The 17,009-nt window shown below is 67.2% G+C and carries 10 protein-coding genes; 5 read left to right on the top strand and 5 right to left on the bottom strand.

The features are described from left to right. Positions 1-18 precede the first annotated feature (18 nt). Positions 19-813, bottom strand: a complete 795-nt coding sequence (locus tag FYM52_RS06305) for a crotonase/enoyl-CoA hydratase family protein (protein WP_154163480.1) — start codon at positions 811-813, stop codon at positions 19-21. 375 nt (positions 814-1,188) lie between these two features. Between FYM52_RS06305 and FYM52_RS06300 the strand changes: the two genes are divergently transcribed. The 3 genes from FYM52_RS06300 to FYM52_RS06290 all read left to right on the top strand — a co-directional run bounded on the left by FYM52_RS06300 (position 1,189) and on the right by FYM52_RS06290 (position 8,809). Continuing rightward, complete coding sequence (locus FYM52_RS06300; RefSeq protein ID WP_154163479.1) at positions 1,189-2,220, top strand: AraC family transcriptional regulator; 1,032 nt, start codon at positions 1,189-1,191, stop codon at positions 2,218-2,220. A gap of 89 nt (positions 2,221-2,309) precedes the next feature. Next, positions 2,310-8,225, top strand: a complete 5,916-nt coding sequence (locus FYM52_RS06295; protein ID WP_370513805.1) for an alpha-2-macroglobulin — start codon at positions 2,310-2,312, stop codon at positions 8,223-8,225. A 272-nt stretch (positions 8,226-8,497) separates the two neighbouring features. Continuing rightward, complete coding sequence (locus FYM52_RS06290; RefSeq protein ID WP_043380686.1) at positions 8,498-8,809, top strand: YciI-like protein; 312 nt, start codon at positions 8,498-8,500, stop codon at positions 8,807-8,809. A gap of 144 nt (positions 8,810-8,953) precedes the next feature. On the opposite strand, the gene tenA is transcribed toward FYM52_RS06290, so the two are convergent. Then, positions 8,954-9,628 carry a thiaminase II gene (gene tenA / locus FYM52_RS06285; protein ID WP_154163477.1) on the bottom strand — a complete coding sequence of 225 codons (675 nt, stop codon included), beginning with the start codon at positions 9,626-9,628 and terminating at the stop codon, positions 8,954-8,956. A gap of 131 nt (positions 9,629-9,759) precedes the next feature. On the opposite strand from tenA, the gene FYM52_RS06280 reads away from it, so the two are divergent. Both FYM52_RS06280 and pbpC read left to right on the top strand, forming a co-directional pair. Then, complete coding sequence (locus FYM52_RS06280) at positions 9,760-10,644, top strand: endonuclease/exonuclease/phosphatase family protein (RefSeq protein ID WP_154163476.1); 885 nt, start codon at positions 9,760-9,762, stop codon at positions 10,642-10,644. Beyond that, positions 10,589-13,045, top strand: a complete 2,457-nt coding sequence (gene pbpC, locus FYM52_RS06275; RefSeq protein ID WP_154163475.1) for a penicillin-binding protein 1C — start codon at positions 10,589-10,591, stop codon at positions 13,043-13,045. Before FYM52_RS06280 ends, pbpC begins: the two co-directional genes overlap by 56 nt. Positions 13,046-13,077: 32 nt before the next feature. Here pbpC and lldD read toward each other — a convergent pair whose 3' ends face one another. From lldD to FYM52_RS06260, 3 genes are all read right to left on the bottom strand, one after another. Then, positions 13,078-14,217 carry an FMN-dependent L-lactate dehydrogenase LldD gene (gene lldD / locus FYM52_RS06270; RefSeq protein ID WP_043380699.1) on the bottom strand — a complete coding sequence of 380 codons (1,140 nt, stop codon included), beginning with the start codon at positions 14,215-14,217 and terminating at the stop codon, positions 13,078-13,080. Beyond that, a complete protein-coding gene (lldR, locus tag FYM52_RS06265) occupies positions 14,214-14,981 on the bottom strand; it encodes a transcriptional regulator LldR (protein ID WP_154163474.1) in 768 nt (255 codons plus the stop codon). Before lldR ends, lldD begins: the two co-directional genes overlap by 4 nt. A gap of 69 nt (positions 14,982-15,050) precedes the next feature. Then, positions 15,051-16,850, bottom strand: a complete 1,800-nt coding sequence (locus tag FYM52_RS06260) for an L-lactate permease (protein ID WP_154163473.1) — start codon at positions 16,848-16,850, stop codon at positions 15,051-15,053. Positions 16,851-17,009: the final 159 nt, after the last annotated feature.

The raw sequence follows: 17,009 nt of genomic DNA, 5'->3' as shown, positions 1-17,009 counted from the left end.
GCCCAGGGTGGGCGGCCGTCAACGCTGCAGTTGCACCTTGTGCGCCTTCTTGTGCACGAAATCGCCCAGGCGCTGCTGCACGTCGTGCCCCTGCTGGATCATGGCCATCACCAGTCCTTCGGTGAAGAGCCCGTCCGTGGCGGACATGTCGGCAATGTGGCTGATGGCGCTGACGATGGCGTAGTTGGACAGCGGCGCGTTGCCGGCAATTTTTTCGGCCAGCTGCAAGGCCAGCGCCGGTGCCGGGGTGTCGCCCTGGGCGGTGTCGCAGACGTAGTGGGCCAGGCCCAGCTGGCGCCCCTCCTGGGCATCCAGGACGCGGCCGGTGAGCATCATCTCCACCATGCGCGGCGCAGAAATGATGCGCGCCGTGCGCACCGTGGCGCCGCCGCCGGTGAAGATGCCGCGCGTGCCCTCGGGAAGGGCAAAGAAGGTGCTGCTGTCGGCTACGCGCACATGGGCCGCGCTGGCCAGCTCCAGGCCCCCGCCGACCACCGCCCCCTGCAGGCAGGCGATGACGGGAATGCCGCCGTGCTGGATCTTGTCGAACGCGCGGTGCCAACCCTGGCACACGCGCATGAACTCGACGCCGCTGCGCGCCTTGGCATGGTGCTCCTTCAGGTCCAGGCCCGCGCAGAAATGCTCGCCCCGGGCCATCAGCACGATGGCGCGGATGTGTGCGGGCACGGCCGAGAAATAGGCGTCGATCGCGGCAATCGCCTCCTCGTTCAGCGCGTTGCGCTTGTGGGCCATATTCAGGGTGAGGATGCCGATGGGGCCTTGCTCGGACGTCAACACGAGGGGTTCGGTCATGGAAATGCTCCTTGAGGGCTGCGGGGGAAGACGGCGTCGCGGCCGGGTGCTGGCATGGCGACGGGCGGGTTGTGCGGGTCTTGCAGCCATACCGGTGCCATGCACATGCGAATAACGCCATTCACTGGGGGGCAGGTTTGCACCACTGCCGTCGCCGTGTTCGTGGGCGGCTGAGGTGGGTGTGCCGTGCTGTGTGTGAAGATCGCCACATTTGCAGGTGGTATGCACTAGGATGGATGAGAGAGATGTGATTTGCAGATCACGGGTCAGGGCCAACTGGATCTGACATGCCTTCAGCATAGGCAGCTGCGGTGCAGCTTCCAATCACCAATCGCGCCGCGCAATGTGCAAAAACTGACAAGAAGAGGGTGAGCCATGGAATCCCGCCAAGGGGCTGCTGTTGCGGCCACGGTGTCGCTGGAGCTGGTGCAGGACTGGCTGGACAGCTTGCAGCGGCTGTGTCCGGAGCCGCTGCTCGACGACTGCCTGAAGCAGGCGGGCATCGTCAAGGCCTTCCTCGGCCGCCCCGGGGCACGGCTGACGCACGACCAGTGCGTCGGCCTGTACCAGCGCAGTGCCGCCGCCACGGGCGACGAGATGATGGGTTTGTGGAGTCGCCCGGTGCGCACCGGCGCCCTCAAATACATCATGCGGGCGGTGCTGGATGCGCCCAGCATCCAGGTGGCGCTGTACCGCTTCACGCAGTTCTGGAACCTGTTGCTCGATGACTACCGGCTGCAGCTGCACGACGCGGGCACCACGCTGTGCCTGGCACTGGTGGCGCGCAGCCCTGCGGCCGGGCTGAATCGCTTCGGCCATGCGCTGATGCTCAAGCTGACCCATGGCATCGTCTCCTGGCTGGTCGGGCGCGAGGTGCCGGTGCAGCAGGTAGGCTTTGCCTTTGCCCCGCCCGTGTTTGCGGCCGACTATGCGGTGCTGTTCCCGGCGCCGGTGGTGTTCGACGCCGCGCATTCGCAGATCGTGTTCGCGGCCGAGCTGGGCAAGGCCCGGCCCGTGCGCAGCCGCACCGAGGTGCGGGCCTTCCTGGTGCGGGCCCCCCGGGACTGGATCTTCACCGCCTACCACGAGCATGCGTTGCGGCTGAAGGTGCGCGAGCTGCTGTACATGGAACTGGGCCGCAGCCTGGAGGATGTGGCCGCGCGCCTGCACATGTCGTCGCGCACCTTGATCCGCAAGCTGCGCCAGGAGGGGCTGTCCTTCCAGGGTATCAAGGACGATCTGCGCCGCGACCTGGCCATCCTGCAATTGGCACGCGGCGAGGTGGCGCTGGGTGAAATCGCCTATGCGCTGGGTTTCAGCTCGGTCGCGGTGTTTCACCGCGCCTTTCGGCACTGGACGGGCATGACGCCCGGCGCCTACCGCGCCGCACAGCGCCAACTGGCCTGAAGAGGCCATCCGGTGCCGGCATGTGCGCGGCCGTGCACCGGCTTGGTGCTACGCTGTGCGCAATTTTTATCGTTTTGAGGGAGCATCAGGTGTTGCAAGGACGTTGGAGCAAAAGGTGGGGGTGGGCGCTGGGGCTGGTCGCAGGCATTCCCTGGGCGGCACAGGCGGTCCAGATCAGCCAGGTGACGCCGCAGGGCGCTGTCAACGAAGTGCAGCAGGTGGTGGTGCAGATGTCGGCCGATGCGGTGCGCCTGGGCAATGCCCAGGCCCCGGCCCCGGTGCGCGTGCAGTGCGCGCCCGGCAACGTGGCGGGCACCGGTCGCTGGACCAATGCGCGCGAATGGGTGTGGCAGCTGGACCAGCCCTTGCCGGCCGGCACGCGCTGCAGCGTGCAGCTGGAAAAATCCTTCAAATTGCCTTCTGGTCAAGCATTGACGGGCGCTTCCAGCTATCAGTTTGAGATTGCCGGCCCGCTGGTGCGCGAAACCTGGCCGGCCACCTACGAGCCGGTGGATGAATCCCAGACCTTTGTGCTGCAGCTCAATGGCGCGGCCACCCCGCAAAGCCTGCAGCAGCACGTGCATTGCCGGGCCCAGGACGTGGGTGAGCGCATTCCCGTGCGGGTGCTGGATGCCGCGCAAACGCGCGCGGTGGTGCAGGCCCTGCACCTGCCTGCCAAGGGCCACTATGCCGCCCTGGAATGCGGGCGCCGCCTGACGGCTGGCAGCCGCGTGCAACTGGTCTATGGCGCGGGTGTGCAGATGGCCAGCGGCGTGACCAACAAGGCCAGCCGTACGTTTGATTTTGAAGTGCGCCAGGCCTTCACCGCCGAGCTGCAGTGCCAGCGCGAGCGGGCGAATGCCGGCTGCCTGCCGATCCGCGATGTGACGCTGTCGTTCACCGCCCCCGTGCCGGTGGACCAGGCGCGCCAGGTGCACCTGCTGCACCAGGGCAAGTCGTTGTCCCCGGTGCTGGAGGCCGGCACGGACCGCGTGCAAAGCCTGCGCTTTGCCGCGCCGTTCACCCCGACCGGGCAGTACCAGCTGGTGCTGCCGCCCACGCTGCAGGACGACGCGGGGCGCAAGCTGGCGAACGCTGCCTCGTTCCCGCTGACGGTGGTGATGGGCGACACCCCGCCGCTGGCCAAGTTTGCGGTGGCGCCGTTCGGCGTGCTGGAGCGCTTTGCCGAGGGCGAGGACGGCGTGGCCGTGCTGCCCGTGACGGTGCGCAAGGTGGAGTCTGTCGATCAGCCCGCCAGTGGCGCCGGGGCCCAGGTGCGCAGCCTGCGGCTGACGCGCGACAGCGACATCATTCGCTGGTGGGACCTGGTGCAGCGCTACGAGCAAGGCAGCATCCCGCGCAAGACGGCCCAGCGCGAACTGAAGGCACCTGTGCCGCGGCCGGTGGACGAGTCGGACCAGCACTATGTGCAGACCCGCACCCTGTCCTTGCTGACGGGCCAGAAGGGCGTGCAGACGTCGCAGCTGCCCAAGGCGAGCGCCGATCCGCGCCCCCTGGAGGTGGTGGGCATCCCGCTCAAGGAACCCGGCCTGCATGTGCTGGAGATCGAGTCTCCGCACCTGGGCGCCGCCCTGCTGGATGAGCGCCTGGGCCAGCCGCGCAGCATGTTCGTGCGCACCTCGGCCCTGGTCACCAACCTGGCCGTGCACCTGAAGCTGGGGCGTGAGGGTTCGGCCGTCTGGGTCACCTCGCTGGACAAGGGGCAGCCCGTGGCGGGTGCCACGGTGCAGGTCTCCGACTGCCGGGGGCAGTCGCACCAGCGTGGCACCACCGACGCCCAGGGCTTGCTGCAGCTGCCCGATCTGGACAAGGAGGCCCCGCGCTGCAACCAGCACGAGGGCAGCGGCCAATGGTTTGTCAGTGCCCGCCACCAGTCCCAGGGCGTGGAGGATGTGGCCTTTGTCTGGAGTGACTGGCAGCGCGGCATCGAACCCTGGCGCTTCAACCTGCCCGTCGCCTGGGGCAACCGGCCCGAGCTGGTGGCACACACGGTGCTGGACCGCAACCTGGTGCGTGCCGGGGAAACCGTGTCCATGAAGCACGTGGTGCGCCTGCAGAACCTACAGGGCCTGGCGCTGCCGGCGGACTGGCCGGTCGAGATGGTCATCACCCATGTGGGCAGCGGCCAGCAATACCGCCAGCCGCTGGACTGGGTGGACACGCGCAATGGCGGGCGCAACGCCACCAACGCCTGGGCCGTGCCCGCGGCCGCCAAGCTGGGGCAGTACACGGTGGAGCTGCGCTGGGGCGCTTCGGCGCGCCAGGGCCAGCGGATTCAGGAGTCGGGCAGCTTCCGGGTGGAAGCCTTCCGCCTGCCCGTGTTCCAGGGCGCAGTGCAGCCCGTGGACAAGGGCGTGCTGGTGCAGCCCAAGACCCTGCCGGTGGCCGTGCAGCTGAACTTCCTCAACGGCGGAGCCGCCAACGGCCATGCCGTGCAGGTCAGTGCCTTGCTGCGCGACCGCTATGTCTCTTTCGAGCGCTGGCGTGGCTACAACTTCAGCGCCCCCCGGGCCCCCGAGCAGGCCGATCGTGACAGCGAAGACATGGGCAGCAGCAATGACGGTGCACGCCTGGTGGCCGACAAGCTGGCACTGACGCTGGATGCGCAGGGCCAGGGCCAGGTGGCGCTGCCGTCGCTGCCGGCCGTGGCCGCACCGCAGGATCTGGTGCTGGAGGCCAGCTTTGCCGATCCGAACGGCGAAATCCAGAGCCTGCGCAGCACCCACACCCTGTGGCCGTCGGCCGTGCTGGCTGGCTTGCGCACCGAGGGCTGGATGTCCGTGGGCCGCAAGATGCGCCTGCAGGCCCTGGCGGTGGACGCCCAGGGCAATCCCCAGGCGGGCGTGCCCCTCAAGGTGCAGGCCGTGCACCACACCACCAGCTCCACGCGCAAGCGCCTGGTCGGCGGCTTCTACAGCTACGACAACCAGCGCAGCAGCAAGGACCTGGGCACGGTGTGCAGCGGCAAGAGCGATGCCCGCGGCCTGCTGCTGTGCGAAGTGCAGGTGGTCGAAGCCGGGGAGGTGGAGTTGATCGCCTCGGCCCAGGATGGCCAGGGCCGCGTGGCGCGTGCTGCCGACACCGTCTGGGTGACAGGGCGCGGCGAACTGTGGTTCGGCGGCCAGGACCATGACCGCATGGACGTGCTGGCCGAAAAGGCCAGCTACGCGCCGGGCGAGACCGCCAAGCTGCAGGTGCGCATGCCCTTCCGCGAGGCCACGGCACTGCTGAGCGTGGAGCGCGAAGGCGTGCTGCACACCCAGGTGGTGCACCTGCAGGGCAAGGACCCGACGGTGGAATTGCCGGTGCAGGCCGGCTGGGGGCCGAACGTCTACGTCAGCGTGCTGGCGCTGCGCGGCCGCCTGTATGAGGTGCCCTGGTACAGCTTCTTCACCTGGGGCTACAAGGTGCCCCGGCAGTGGTGGAACGCCTTCTGGTACGGCGGCAAGGAATACGTGGCGCCCACGGCCTTGGTGGACCTGAGCAAGCCGGCCTTCCGCCTGGGTGTGGCCGAGCTGAAGGTGCAGGACCGTTCGCAACAGCTGACGGTGGCGGTGCAGGCCGACAAGGCCAGCTACCAGGTGCGCGACAAGGCCAAGGTCACCATCCGCGCCACCTTGCCGGATGGCAAGCCCGCGGCCCATGCCGAGGTGGCCGTGGCCGCCGTGGACAAGGCCTTGCTGGAGCTGTCGCCCAACCCCACTTGGGACCTGCGTGCCGCCATGTGGCAGCGCCGCAGCTGGGCGGTGTCCACGTCCACGGCCCAGATGGAGGTGGTGGGCCGGCGCCACTATGGCCGCAAGGCCGCGCCCCCGGGCGGCGGTGGCGGCAACGGCGCCCCCACGCGCGAACTGCTGGACACGCTGCTGCTGTGGCAACCCCGTGTGCAGCTGGATGCCCAGGGCCAGGCCGTGGTCGAGGTGCCGCTCAACGATGCCCTGACCAGCTTCCAGATCGTCGCGGTGGCCGAGGACGGCGTGCAGCGCTTTGGCACCGGCAGCACCGACATCCGCACCACGCAGGACCTGCAGCTCATCAGTGGCCTGCCGCCGGTGGTGCGCGAGGGCGACCAGTTCCTTGCCATGGTCACGGTGCGCAACACCACGCAGCAACCCATGCAGGTGCAACTGCAACCCAAGGCCCATGGCCTGGAGCTGCCAGCCCAGACCGTCGAGATCGCGGCGCAGCAGGCGCGCGAGGTGAGCTGGAACGTCACGGTGCCCACGGCCCTGGCCCAGGCCGCGGAAAGCGCCTGGGACTGGCGCCTGGAGGGGCGCGATACCAAGACCGGTGCCAAGGATGCGCTGGCCTTCACGCTGCGCCTGCTGCCGGCCGTGCCGCTGGCGGTGCAGCAGGCCACCTTGGTGCAGATCGATGGTCACTGGCAGCAGCCCCTGGAATGGCCCGAGCAGGCCGTGCCCGGCAAGGGCGGCCTGCGCCTGGCCTTCAGCGACCGGTTGGCCGATCCGCAGCAGGGCGTGCCCGGGCTGCGCGACTGGTGGCAGGCCTATCCCTATGCCTGCCTGGAGCAGACCGTGGGCAAGGCCATCGGCCTGAACGACGCCGACCTGTGGCAGCGCACCATGGCCAAGTTGCCCACCTACCTGGACGACGACGGCCTGGCCATGTACTTCCCGCCCCAGGGCGTCTACCAGGCCCGGGGCAGCGACAGCCTGACGGCCCACCTGCTGTCGGTGCACCACAGCCTCCAGCGCGTGGCGCCGGCGCTGGCCCTGCCGGCGGCCGAGCGCGCCCGCATGGAGTCCGGCCTGATCGCGTTTGTCGAAGGGCGCATCGAGCGTCAGCACTGGAGTCCGCGCAAGGACCTGGAGGTGCGCAAGCTGGCCGCGATTGCGGCGCTGGCGCGCAGCGGCAAGGCCCGCCCGGCCATGCTGCAGAGCATCAGCCTGTCGCCCCAGGACTGGCCGACGCACGCGGTGATCGACTGGCTCAGCATCCTGCAGCAGATGCCGCAGGTGCCCGAGCACGACCAGCGCCTGGCCGAGGCGCAGCAGGTGCTTAAGGCCCGGCTGTCGTACACGGGCAGCCAGGTCGGTTTCAGCACCGATGCCCAGGACCAGTGGTGGTGGCTGATGCAAAGCGCCGACGTGAACGTGGCGCGCCTGCTGCTGACCACGCTGGACGATGCCGCCTGGGATGCCGAGCGCACGCGCCTGGTCACCGGCCTGCTGGCGCGCCAGCAGCGCGGCCACTGGGGCACGACCACGGCCAACACCTGGGCCGGGCTGGCGCTGCGCCAGTTCTCCCAGAAGTACGAGCGCGATGCCGTCACGGGCGACACCACGGCCCTGCTGGGGGCCGCCACCCAGACCGTGCACTGGGCGGCTGCGGTCACGCCACCGGCGGCCGGCGCCACCGCACTGCCCGCGGGCAGCGGTGCCGGGCTGACCGAGGGTCTGCCACCGCGCACGCTGTTCCTACCCTGGGGCGAGCGCCGTCTGGGTCAGCTCAACGTGCAGCACCGCGGCACGGGCAAACCCTGGGTGGCCCTGCAGTCCGTGGCTGCCGTGCCGCGCACCCAGCCGCTGAATGCCGGCTATGTGCTGCGCAAGACCGTGACCGCCGTGCAGGGGGCTGACGCCCAGCGCTGGCAGCGCGGCGACGTGGTGCGCGTGCGCCTGGAGGTGCAGGCCAGCGCGGACATGACCTGGGTGGCGCTGAGCGACCCGATCCCGGCCGGTGCCACCATCCTGGGCAACGGCCTGGGGCGCGATTCCATCGTGGCGCAGCAGGGTGAAGGCAAGGGCGCGGAAGGGGCCTGGCCGGCCTTTGTGGAGCGCGGCCAGGACAGCTACCGCGCGTACTGGGACTACCTGCCCAAGGGGACCAGCGTGGTTGAGTACACGCTGCGCTTGAACAACGCCGGCGACTTTGCGCTGCCGCCCACGCGGGCCGAGGCTTTGTACGCCCCCGAGATGTTTGGCGAGCTGCCGAACGCCCGCTGGAAGGTGGCGCAGCCCTGAGCATGCTGCTGATGCCCCCCGGGCCTGCGGGCGTGGGCCTGGGGTGGTCTGTGGCACGGCCCCGTCGCGCCGTGGCGACGGCCGGGTCTGCGGTGGGCGCTTGGCCGCTCATGCGCTCATCCGTATCCCACGGCCCGCCTGGGCCCAGCGTCCACACGTTCGGGGGCCTGGCCCCGCTGTCGATCCCGCGACGCGCCGGCCCCGCGCGGGCCCCGACAATCCCTTCCCGGTACCCTTGCTTTCTTTTCATCGCCTGCTGCGAACGGCCTGCCATGCACTACCTGCTGACCTACCACTACACCGACGATTACCTGGAGCGCCGCGGCGCCTACCGCGACCAGCACCTGCGCCTGGGCTGGGAGGCGCATGAGCGCGGCCAGCTGCTGCTGGGCGGCACCGTGGGCGCCCCGGCCCACAGCGCGGTGCTGGTGTTTGTCTGCGACAGCGCGCAGACGGTGGAGGACTTCGTGCAGGCCGACCCCTACTTCCAGCACGGCCTGGTGCGCAGCCACACCATCCAGCCCTGGAGCACGGTGCTGGGCGCCACGGCCAGCACGCCGGTGTACCCAGCCAAGCCGGCCTGAGGGCTACTGGGGTCCGACCCAGTCAGCTTCTATAAAAAGAGCGCATGGCGCGCGTTCAAACAAGGTTTGCGATGCATTCGATGCTGAAACCCTTGTAGAAAGCGCGCCACGCGCTCTTTTTTGTACAGTGTTCGCCTGCGTGGCTCAGCAGGGCCAGGTCTGCAGGCGGTAGGCGCTGTCCCAGAACATCCACTCCAGCCGCGCGGCGTCGGTGTAGGCCGCGTGCATCTCGGCCAGCGTGCGGGCGTCGGCCTGCGCGGCCACGGCATCCACGGTGGCGCGCACGGCGCGCACATGGGCGTGGAATTCGTCGCCGCCATAGGTGTCGATCCAGCCCTGGTAGGGGTTGTGCGCCACGCTGCGCGCCTGCAGGTGCACGCCGACTTCGGCATAGATCCAGAAGCAGGGCAGCAGGGCCGCCAGCGCGACGGGGTAGGAACGGCTCCAGGCCACGGACTGCAGGAAGTGGCAGTAGTGGTGGCAGGTCGGCGACAGCGGCGTGCGGGCAAACTGCTCGGCGCTCACGGCGTATGTCTGCATGAAGCTGTGGTGCAGCTCCCGCTCGGCCACCACGGCCTCCTGGGCGGCGGCCGCAAACTGCACCACGCCCGGCGCATCGTCGGCCTTGGCCGCGGCCACGGCCAGGGCGCGGCCAAAGGCGACCAGGTAGTGCGCGTCCTGGATCATGTAGTGCTGGAACACGTCGCGCGGCAGGCGGCCATCGGCCAGGGTCTGGTTGAAAGGCAGGGCCAGGGTGGCCTCGAACAAGGCCAGGTTCTGTTGCCAGGCCTGCTGGCTGAATGTGGAAGAGTTGCTCATAAGACAGAAAATATGCACACAATGTCAAACCATGCCGCCAAGGGGCGTGCCCGCGCCCGGCCTGTGGCCAGGGCCCGGACGGTGCACCGCCCGCCAGCGGCCGACGACAGATTGCCGACAGAGAGATCATCATGCATTTAGTGACCTGGAATACCCAATGGTGCTGTGGCCTGGATGGGCGTTCCGATCCTGCGCGCATCGTGCAGGCGGTGCAGGCCCTGGGTCCCTGCGATGTGCTCTGCCTGCAGGAAATCGCGGTGAACTACCCGCAGCTGGCAGGCCAGCCCGGCGACCAGGTGGCGCAGCTGCAGGCCCTGCTGCCGGACTGGCAGATCTTCTTTGGCGCGGCCGTGGACGAATGGACGCCGGCCGGCCGCCAGCGCTTTGGCAACCTGATCGCCACGCGCCTGCCGGTGCTGCAGGTGCAGCACTACCCCTTGCCTTATCCGGCCGACGCGGGCGTGCGCAGCATGCCCCGCATGTGCACCCAGGTCACGGTGCAGGACCCGCAGCTGGGCGCCGTGCGCGTGCTGACGACGCACCTGGAGTACTACTCCAAGCGCCAGCGCATGTCGCAGGTGCGCTACCTGCGCCGCCTGCACCTGGAGGCGCTGTCGCAGCTGTGCTGGGCGCCACAGCCCGCGCAGGATGGCTCGCCCTTCCAGACCAAGGCCCACACGCCGCATGCGGTGCTCTGCGGGGATTTCAATTTCGAGGCCCATGAGCCTGAGTACGAAGCCATGGGCTCCCAGGCGGGCGTGATCGAATGCCTGGATGCCGGCTGGCCCGAACAGGTCGTGGGGGCCCGCTGGCACGATGCCTGGCGGGTGCTGTCGCCCCAGGCCCCCCAGCCGCCCACCTTCAAGCTGTTTGACCGGACCTATGGCCCCGATCCCGTGGCCTGCGATTTCGTCTGGCTCAGCGACAGCCTGCGCGCGCAGGTGCGCAGCCTGGACGTGGATGGCCAGAACCAGGCGTCGGACCACCAGCCCGTGCGCGTTGTCCTCGGTGCGTAGTTCCGGACTGCAGGGGCTGCCGCGCAGCCTCAAGGCCTGCCGCCGCAGCCTGCTCTGGCTGGGCTGCCTGCTGGTGCCGCTGGTGGCCCAGGCCCTGCCCAGCCCGCAAGAGGTGCGCCGCAGCTTTCAGCCTTCGGAAACCTACATCCTGTCGCGCGAGGGCGAGCTGCTGCAGCGCCTGCGCACCGACATGCAGGTGCGCCGTGGCCAGTGGGTGGCGCTCAGCGATACCTCGCCCGCGCTGCGCCTGGCCCTGCTGGTCAGCGAGGACAAGCGCTTCTATGCCCACAGCGGCGTGGACTGGAAGGCCGTGTCGGCCGCGGCCTGGGGCCAGCTGTGGCACCGCCGCACGCGCGGGGCCAGCACCATCACCATGCAGCTGGCCGGCTTGCTGGACGAGGACTGGCGCGCCAGCAACCAGGGCCGCAGCGTGGGGCAGAAGCTGGGCCAGGCCGTGGCCGCCACGCAGCTGGAGCGCCAGTGGCGCAAGGACCAGATCCTGGAGGCCTACCTGAACCTGCTGCCCTTCCGGGGCGAGTTGGTGGGCATTGATGCGCTCAGTCGCAGCCTGTTTGGCAAGGCCGCGCACGGCCTGGATGCGGTCGAGGCCGCGATTGCCGCCGCCCTGGTGCGGGGCCCGAACGCCAGCCCCGAAGTGGTGGCCCAGCGGGCCTGCGGGGTCTGGCAGGACATGCAGGCCTGGGAGTCGCGTGCCGCGCCGCCGGCCGCAGACTGCGGTGCCATCGAATGGCGCACGCAGCAGAGCCTGCGTGCGCGGCTGTGGCCGGCCAGCGAGGGCCTGGCCCCGCACTGGGCCCAGCGCGTCTGGCAGTCGCAGCGCGAGGCAGCGCAGGCCCCGTCCGCCCGGGTGACGACCACCGTCAGTGCCCCGGTGCAGCGCCTGGCGGTCGAAAGCCTGCAGCGCCACCTGCGTGAGCTGCAGGGCCGCAATGTCGAGGACGGCGCCGTGCTGGTGCTGGACAACGCCAGCGGCCAGGTGCTGGCCTGGGTGGGCTCGTCGGGCGGGCTGAGCCAGGCCGCCGAGGTGGATGGGGTGCTGGCCTGGCGCCAGCCGGGCTCCACGCTCAAGCCTTTCCTGTATGCCCAGGCGCTGCAGGAAGGGCGGGTGACGGCAGCGTCCTTGCTGGAGGACTCGCCCGCGCACATCGCCACGCCGTCCGGCCTGTACATCCCGCAGAACTACGATCGCAAGTTCAAGGGCTGGGTGTCCGTGCGCTCGGCCCTGGCGGGGTCGCTGAACGTGCCCGCCGTGCGCACCCTGGTGATGGTGACGCCGGACGCCTTCTTCCACCAGTTGCGCTGGCTGGGCCTGCCCCTGCGCGAGAGCGCGGGCTTTTACGGCTACAGCCTGGCGCTGGGCAGCGCCGAAGTGCCGCTGCTGCACCTGACCAACGCCTACCGCGCCCTGGCCAACGGCGGGCGCTGGTCGGAGGTGGCCGCACCGCGCCTGCCGCGGACGCCGCAGCCAGCCCCGGTGGGCCAGCCGGTGGTGTCGGCGGCCTCGGCCTTCATCGTCGGTGATGTGCTGGCCGACCACCAGGCGCGCGCCGCCACTTTCGGGCTGGACAGCGTGCTGGCCACGCGTTTCTGGACGGCCGTGAAGACGGGCACCAGCAAGGACATGCGCGACAACTGGGCCCTGGGCTGGTCGCAGCGCTACACCGTGGGCGTGTGGGTGGGCAATGCCTCGGGCGAAGCCATGCATGGCGTCAGTGGCAGCAGCGGTGCAGCGCCCATCTGGGCCGACATCATGGCCGCGCTGCATGCGCGGCTGCCCAGCCGTGCGCCGCCTGCGCCCCCAGGCTTGCGCCAGCAGGCGGTGCAATTTGTGGCGGCTGCGGGTGCTGCGGCGCTAGAGCCGGGACGCAAGGAGTGGTTTCTGGAGGGAACGCAGCAGCCGGTGTTTGCTATAGAAAGTGAATCTGCTATCGCTCGTGATTCAAGCAATTCAGGTATGAAAGTATCTGAAAAGACTAAGAATCAAGCGCAAGCAGCTATCAAAAATGTGTTGCCTGTCGTTCATGCCCAGATTGCGCAGCCGGTCAGCGGCACCATTTTGGCGCTGGACCCCGACATTCCACCCCAGCACCAGCGGCTGCAGCTGCAGGCCCGGCCTATGGGGGCGGGCAGCGCCGGTTGGCAGCCGCAGGGGCTGCGCTGGCAGTTGGTGACGCGCCAGCCGCACGGGGAAACCGTGCGCCAGGAGCTGGGGCGTGGCAGCCCTGTGGCTTGGTTGCCTTGGCCGGGGCGCCACCGGCTGGAGCTGTGGGATGCCGCAGGCCAGTTGCAAGACAGTGTGGAGCTGGAAGTGCGCGGTGCAGGGGCCCGCCAGCCACAACAGGTGGCACCTTCACCTGCATCTTCAGCACGTTCGCGCTGAAGGCGTGGGGCGGCCCAATCGGGCGCAGAGAATCAGCGCTCGCGCACCAGCAAGTCGCCGGTGATCTCGGCCACGTTTTTCACGCTGGTCAGCGTCATGGCCACGCGCATTTCTTTTTCCAGCAGGTTCAGCAAGTTGGTCACGCCGGCGCCGCCTTCGGCGGCCAGTGCGTAGATGAAAGCGCGGCCAATCATGGTGCAGTCTGCGCCCAGGGCCAGCATGCGCACAATGTCCAGCCCGTTGCGGATGCCCGAGTCGGCCAAGATCTTGATCTGGCCTTTGACCGCGTCAGCAATTGCGGGCAGGGCGCTGGCCGAAGACAGCACGCCATCGAGCTGGCGGCCGCCGTGGTTGGAGACGATGATGCCGTCGGCACCAAAGCGCACGGCATCCTTGGCATCTTCCGCGTCCAGAATGCCCTTGATGACCATGGGCCCCTTCCAGGAGTCACGAATCCATTCCAGGTCTTTCCAGGAGATGGAGGGGTCAAAGTTGGCCCCCAGGTAGCCCATGTAGTCTTCCAGGCTGACGTTTTTGCCCATGTAAGTGGAGATGTTGCCCAGGGTGTGCGGACGGCCCAGCAGGCCCACGTCCAGCGCCCACTGTGGGTGCAGCACCGACTGCACATAGCGGCGCATGGCCGCGTTGGGGCCGCTCATGCCGGAGTGTGCGTCGCGGTAGCGCGCTCCCGGCACGGGCATGTCGACCGTGAACACCAGGGTGGAAACGCCGGCCGCCTGCGCACGCTCCAACGCGTTTTTCATGAAGCCGCGGTCTTTGAGCACGTACAGCTGGAACCACATGGGGCGTTTGAGCTTGGGGGCGACTTCCTCGATCGGGCAGACCGAGACGCTGGACATCGTGAAGGGAATGCCTTTTTGGTCAGCGGCCATGGCGGCCTGCACTTCACCGCGGCGTGCGAACATGCCCGTCAAGCCGACGGGGGCTAGCGTGACGGGCAGCGATAGCTTTTCGCCAAACAGCTCAATGCTGGTGTCCAGCTGGCTCATGTCTTTGAGCACGCGTTGGCGCAGGGCCACGTTGGCCAAGTCATCCACGTTGCGGGCCAGCGTTTTTTCTGCATAAGCACCACCGTCAATGTAGTGAAACAGAAACGGAGGCAAACGCTTTTGTGCCGCAGCACGGTAGTCGGTGGTGGAGGAAATAATCATGACGAGGTCGCAACAGAAGGTGAAAGGCGTCCCAGGCGCTGCAGCCGGGCCGTGTCTGCATCGGCTTGGGTGAGTTTGTCGTGGACAAAATTCAGGTGATCGCTGATCACGCTGCGGGCTTGCTCCGGCTCGCCATTCAAAATGGCTTGCATGAGCTGGTAGTGCTGTTGCGTCAATTGCTCCAGCACTTTGGTGTTGTCATGCACAAACATCAGGCGGCGGTTTTCGGCCACGGTGTTGAGCATCAGCTCAAACAGGCTGCGCATGACTTGCACGATGACGGCATTGTGGGAAGCCTCCGCAATCGCCAGATGGAACTGCGCATCGGCATTCGCAGAGGCTTCGGTATCTTGCAGGTGCTGGTAGTGCAGCAAAGCGTCAAAGCTGCGCTGAATGCGCGTCTTGTCCTGGGCGGTTGCGCGCTGGGCCGCATGCCAGGCGGTGCTGACTTCCAAGCTTTGGCGGGTTTCCAGTACATCGTAGCGGTACTGGGGGTCATCGCGCATCAGGGGAACCAGCGGGGAGATGACCTGTTCATGCCAGTTGGGCTGGCTGGGTGGGGTTTGCACAAAGGTGCCAGCCCCGACACGGCTCTCCAGCAAGCCGCGGCTGGAGAGTTTTTGAATGGCTTCGCGCAGTGCGGTGCGCGACACACCCAGATCTTCGGCCAGTTGCCGCTCGGCGGGCAGACGCTGGCCGGGCTGCAGCTTGCGCTGCTGAATGAGGGTGTGGAGCTGCCCGGCTATCTGATCGGAAATTCGCATGTTGCTGACTCTGTCCATAACGCCCACAGCGAATTCGTTGGTCCTGTCGAGATAGCCGAGGCAGCTGCTTTAGCGCGCAGCGGCCAGGTTTTGGCCTTGGTGCGCGCTAGCTGCCAAAGGCTTGCCCTTGGTCATCGACAGGGCCACCAGCACCACCACCAGCCACACGGCAGCAGCCATCCACCAACCCAGGCTACCGGTGATGAGCGCTTGGCCAATCAAGCCCGCTTGGATGCAGTAGTAGGCCATAGGAACCAAAGTCTTGCGGATCACTTCACCTTCGCGGTTCATCATGCCCACCACAGCGCCCGCAGCGACCACGTTGTGCACGCAAATCATGTTGCCTGCAGCACCTCCCACAGCCTGCAATGCCACGACGACGGCGGACTGGTCCAGATTCAGGGCAATTTGCTGTGCCGTAGAGAACTGGAAGTACGCGAACATCATGTTGCTGACGGTGTTGGAGCCTGCAATGAATGCACCCAGGCTACCCACCCAAGGCGACACGTTGGGCCATGCATTGCCGGCCAGGGCCGCGGCACCCTGTGCCAGCACCAAAGGCATGCTCAGCATGGAGCCGTCAGCCGATGCGGAATTGATGAACACCTGCACCATCGGCACGGCCAGCAGCAGGGCGGGTGCCGCCTCCACCATGGTGTGTGCGGAAGACTTCACAGCGCGACCATATTGGCCTTGCTTCATGCTGAAGATCAAGATACAGGCCAGCGATGCCAGGATCAGGATGAAACCGGGCGAGTACAGGAACTGTGCCGAGGGCGAAATATTGGTGCCAAACAGCGCAGGAATCTTTAGCGTGGTCAAAGGGCCGGTCAAAAAGGCCTTCAGCGGTGCCACGGTGCGGGTGAGGATCAGCAGGGCAACCACCAGCACATAGGGAGAAAACGCACGCAGTACCGAGAACTTGGCAGCGCTGGTCGCAGAGCTGTCAGCATCGTTAGAGACGGTGCCCAGCCACTTTTGCTCCCACGCTGCACGGGGAGGAAAGTCAAAGCTTTGTTTGGGAACCAAAAAGCCTTTTTTGGCAGCGCTGATCACGATGACCAGACCCACCAGTGCACCGACCATCGAGGGGAACTCAGGGCCTAATACGCGGGCAATCAGGTAGTAGGGCAGGGTGAAGGCCACGCCGGCAAACAGTGCAAATTTCCAAGCCTTGAGGCCTTCGGTGAAGGATTGTTGGGCACCGAAGAAGCGGGTGAGCATGCCGCACAGAATCAGCGGAATCACGAAACCCACCAGCGCGTGAACCATGGCCACGTTTTCCACGATTTGCTGCAGGTACTCCAGCGGCTGCATGGGGGCCAGCAATTGCGCCACATCGGTCTTGTTGTCAATGCCCGAACGCACGCCCACCAGCATGGGGGTACCTACCGCGCCAAAGGACACAGGGGTGGACTGGATGACCAGCACCGCCATGACCGCAGCCATGGCTGGGAAGCCCAGGGCCAGCAGCAAAGGAGCGCCCACGGCAGAAGGCGTGCCAAAGCCCGACGAGCCTTCAATCAGCGAACCAAACAGCCACGCCACGATGATGACTTGCACGCGGCGGTCTGGAGAGACATCCATGAAGCCTTGGCGAATGGCCAGCAGTGCACCGCTTTCTTTGAGGGTGTTGAGCAGCAACACTGCACCGAAAACGATAAACAGCAAGGTGGTGGCCGTCACTACCCCATTGATGGTGGCGGCCGCGATTACCGCACCGGGCGCCTGCCACACAAACAGTGCCAGCAATGCTGTGACCAAGTAGGCCGAACTCATGGAGAGTTTGGCCGACCGCCCTAAAACCACCATCAAAAGAAACACCACCGCAATCGGGGTGAGGGCTAAAAGCGTGTGTCCAATATTCATGTGTGATGTCTCCAAGGGTGGCTGCGCACGGGCGCGTGGCTTATGAATGCCACGTCACCTTTGCATGGTTTTAATTGGTCGCACCAATATTATTTAAAGTTGAGGTGCAGATTGTAAAAGTCATTGAATGGACTCTATTTAACGGTTTTTGTCTGTTTT

The organism is Comamonas sp. CAH-2 (assembly GCF_009668305.1).
Lineage (GTDB): Bacteria > Pseudomonadota > Gammaproteobacteria > Burkholderiales > Burkholderiaceae_C > Comamonas > Comamonas aquatica.
This window is presented reverse-complemented; position numbering and strand designations above follow the sequence as displayed.

Bases quoted from the DNA above. Each gene is read 5' to 3' on its own strand.
- FYM52_RS06305 (WP_154163480.1), bottom strand. From the start codon at position 813: ATGACCGAACCCCTCGTGTTGACGTCCGAGCAAGGCCCCATCGGCATC.
- FYM52_RS06300 (WP_154163479.1), top strand. From the start codon at position 1,189: ATGGAATCCCGCCAAGGGGCTGCTGTTGCGGCCACGGTGTCGCTGGAG.
- FYM52_RS06290 (WP_043380686.1), top strand. From the start codon at position 8,498: ATGCACTACCTGCTGACCTACCACTACACCGACGATTACCTGGAGCGC.
- tenA (WP_154163477.1), bottom strand. From the start codon at position 9,628: ATGAGCAACTCTTCCACATTCAGCCAGCAGGCCTGGCAACAGAACCTG.
- FYM52_RS06280 (WP_154163476.1), top strand. From the start codon at position 9,760: ATGCATTTAGTGACCTGGAATACCCAATGGTGCTGTGGCCTGGATGGG.
- pbpC (WP_154163475.1), top strand. From the start codon at position 10,589: ATGGCCAGAACCAGGCGTCGGACCACCAGCCCGTGCGCGTTGTCCTCG.
- lldD (WP_043380699.1), bottom strand. From the start codon at position 14,217: ATGATTATTTCCTCCACCACCGACTACCGTGCTGCGGCACAAAAGCGT.
- lldR (WP_154163474.1), bottom strand. From the start codon at position 14,981: ATGCGAATTTCCGATCAGATAGCCGGGCAGCTCCACACCCTCATTCAG.
- FYM52_RS06260 (WP_154163473.1), bottom strand. From the start codon at position 16,850: ATGAATATTGGACACACGCTTTTAGCCCTCACCCCGATTGCGGTGGTG.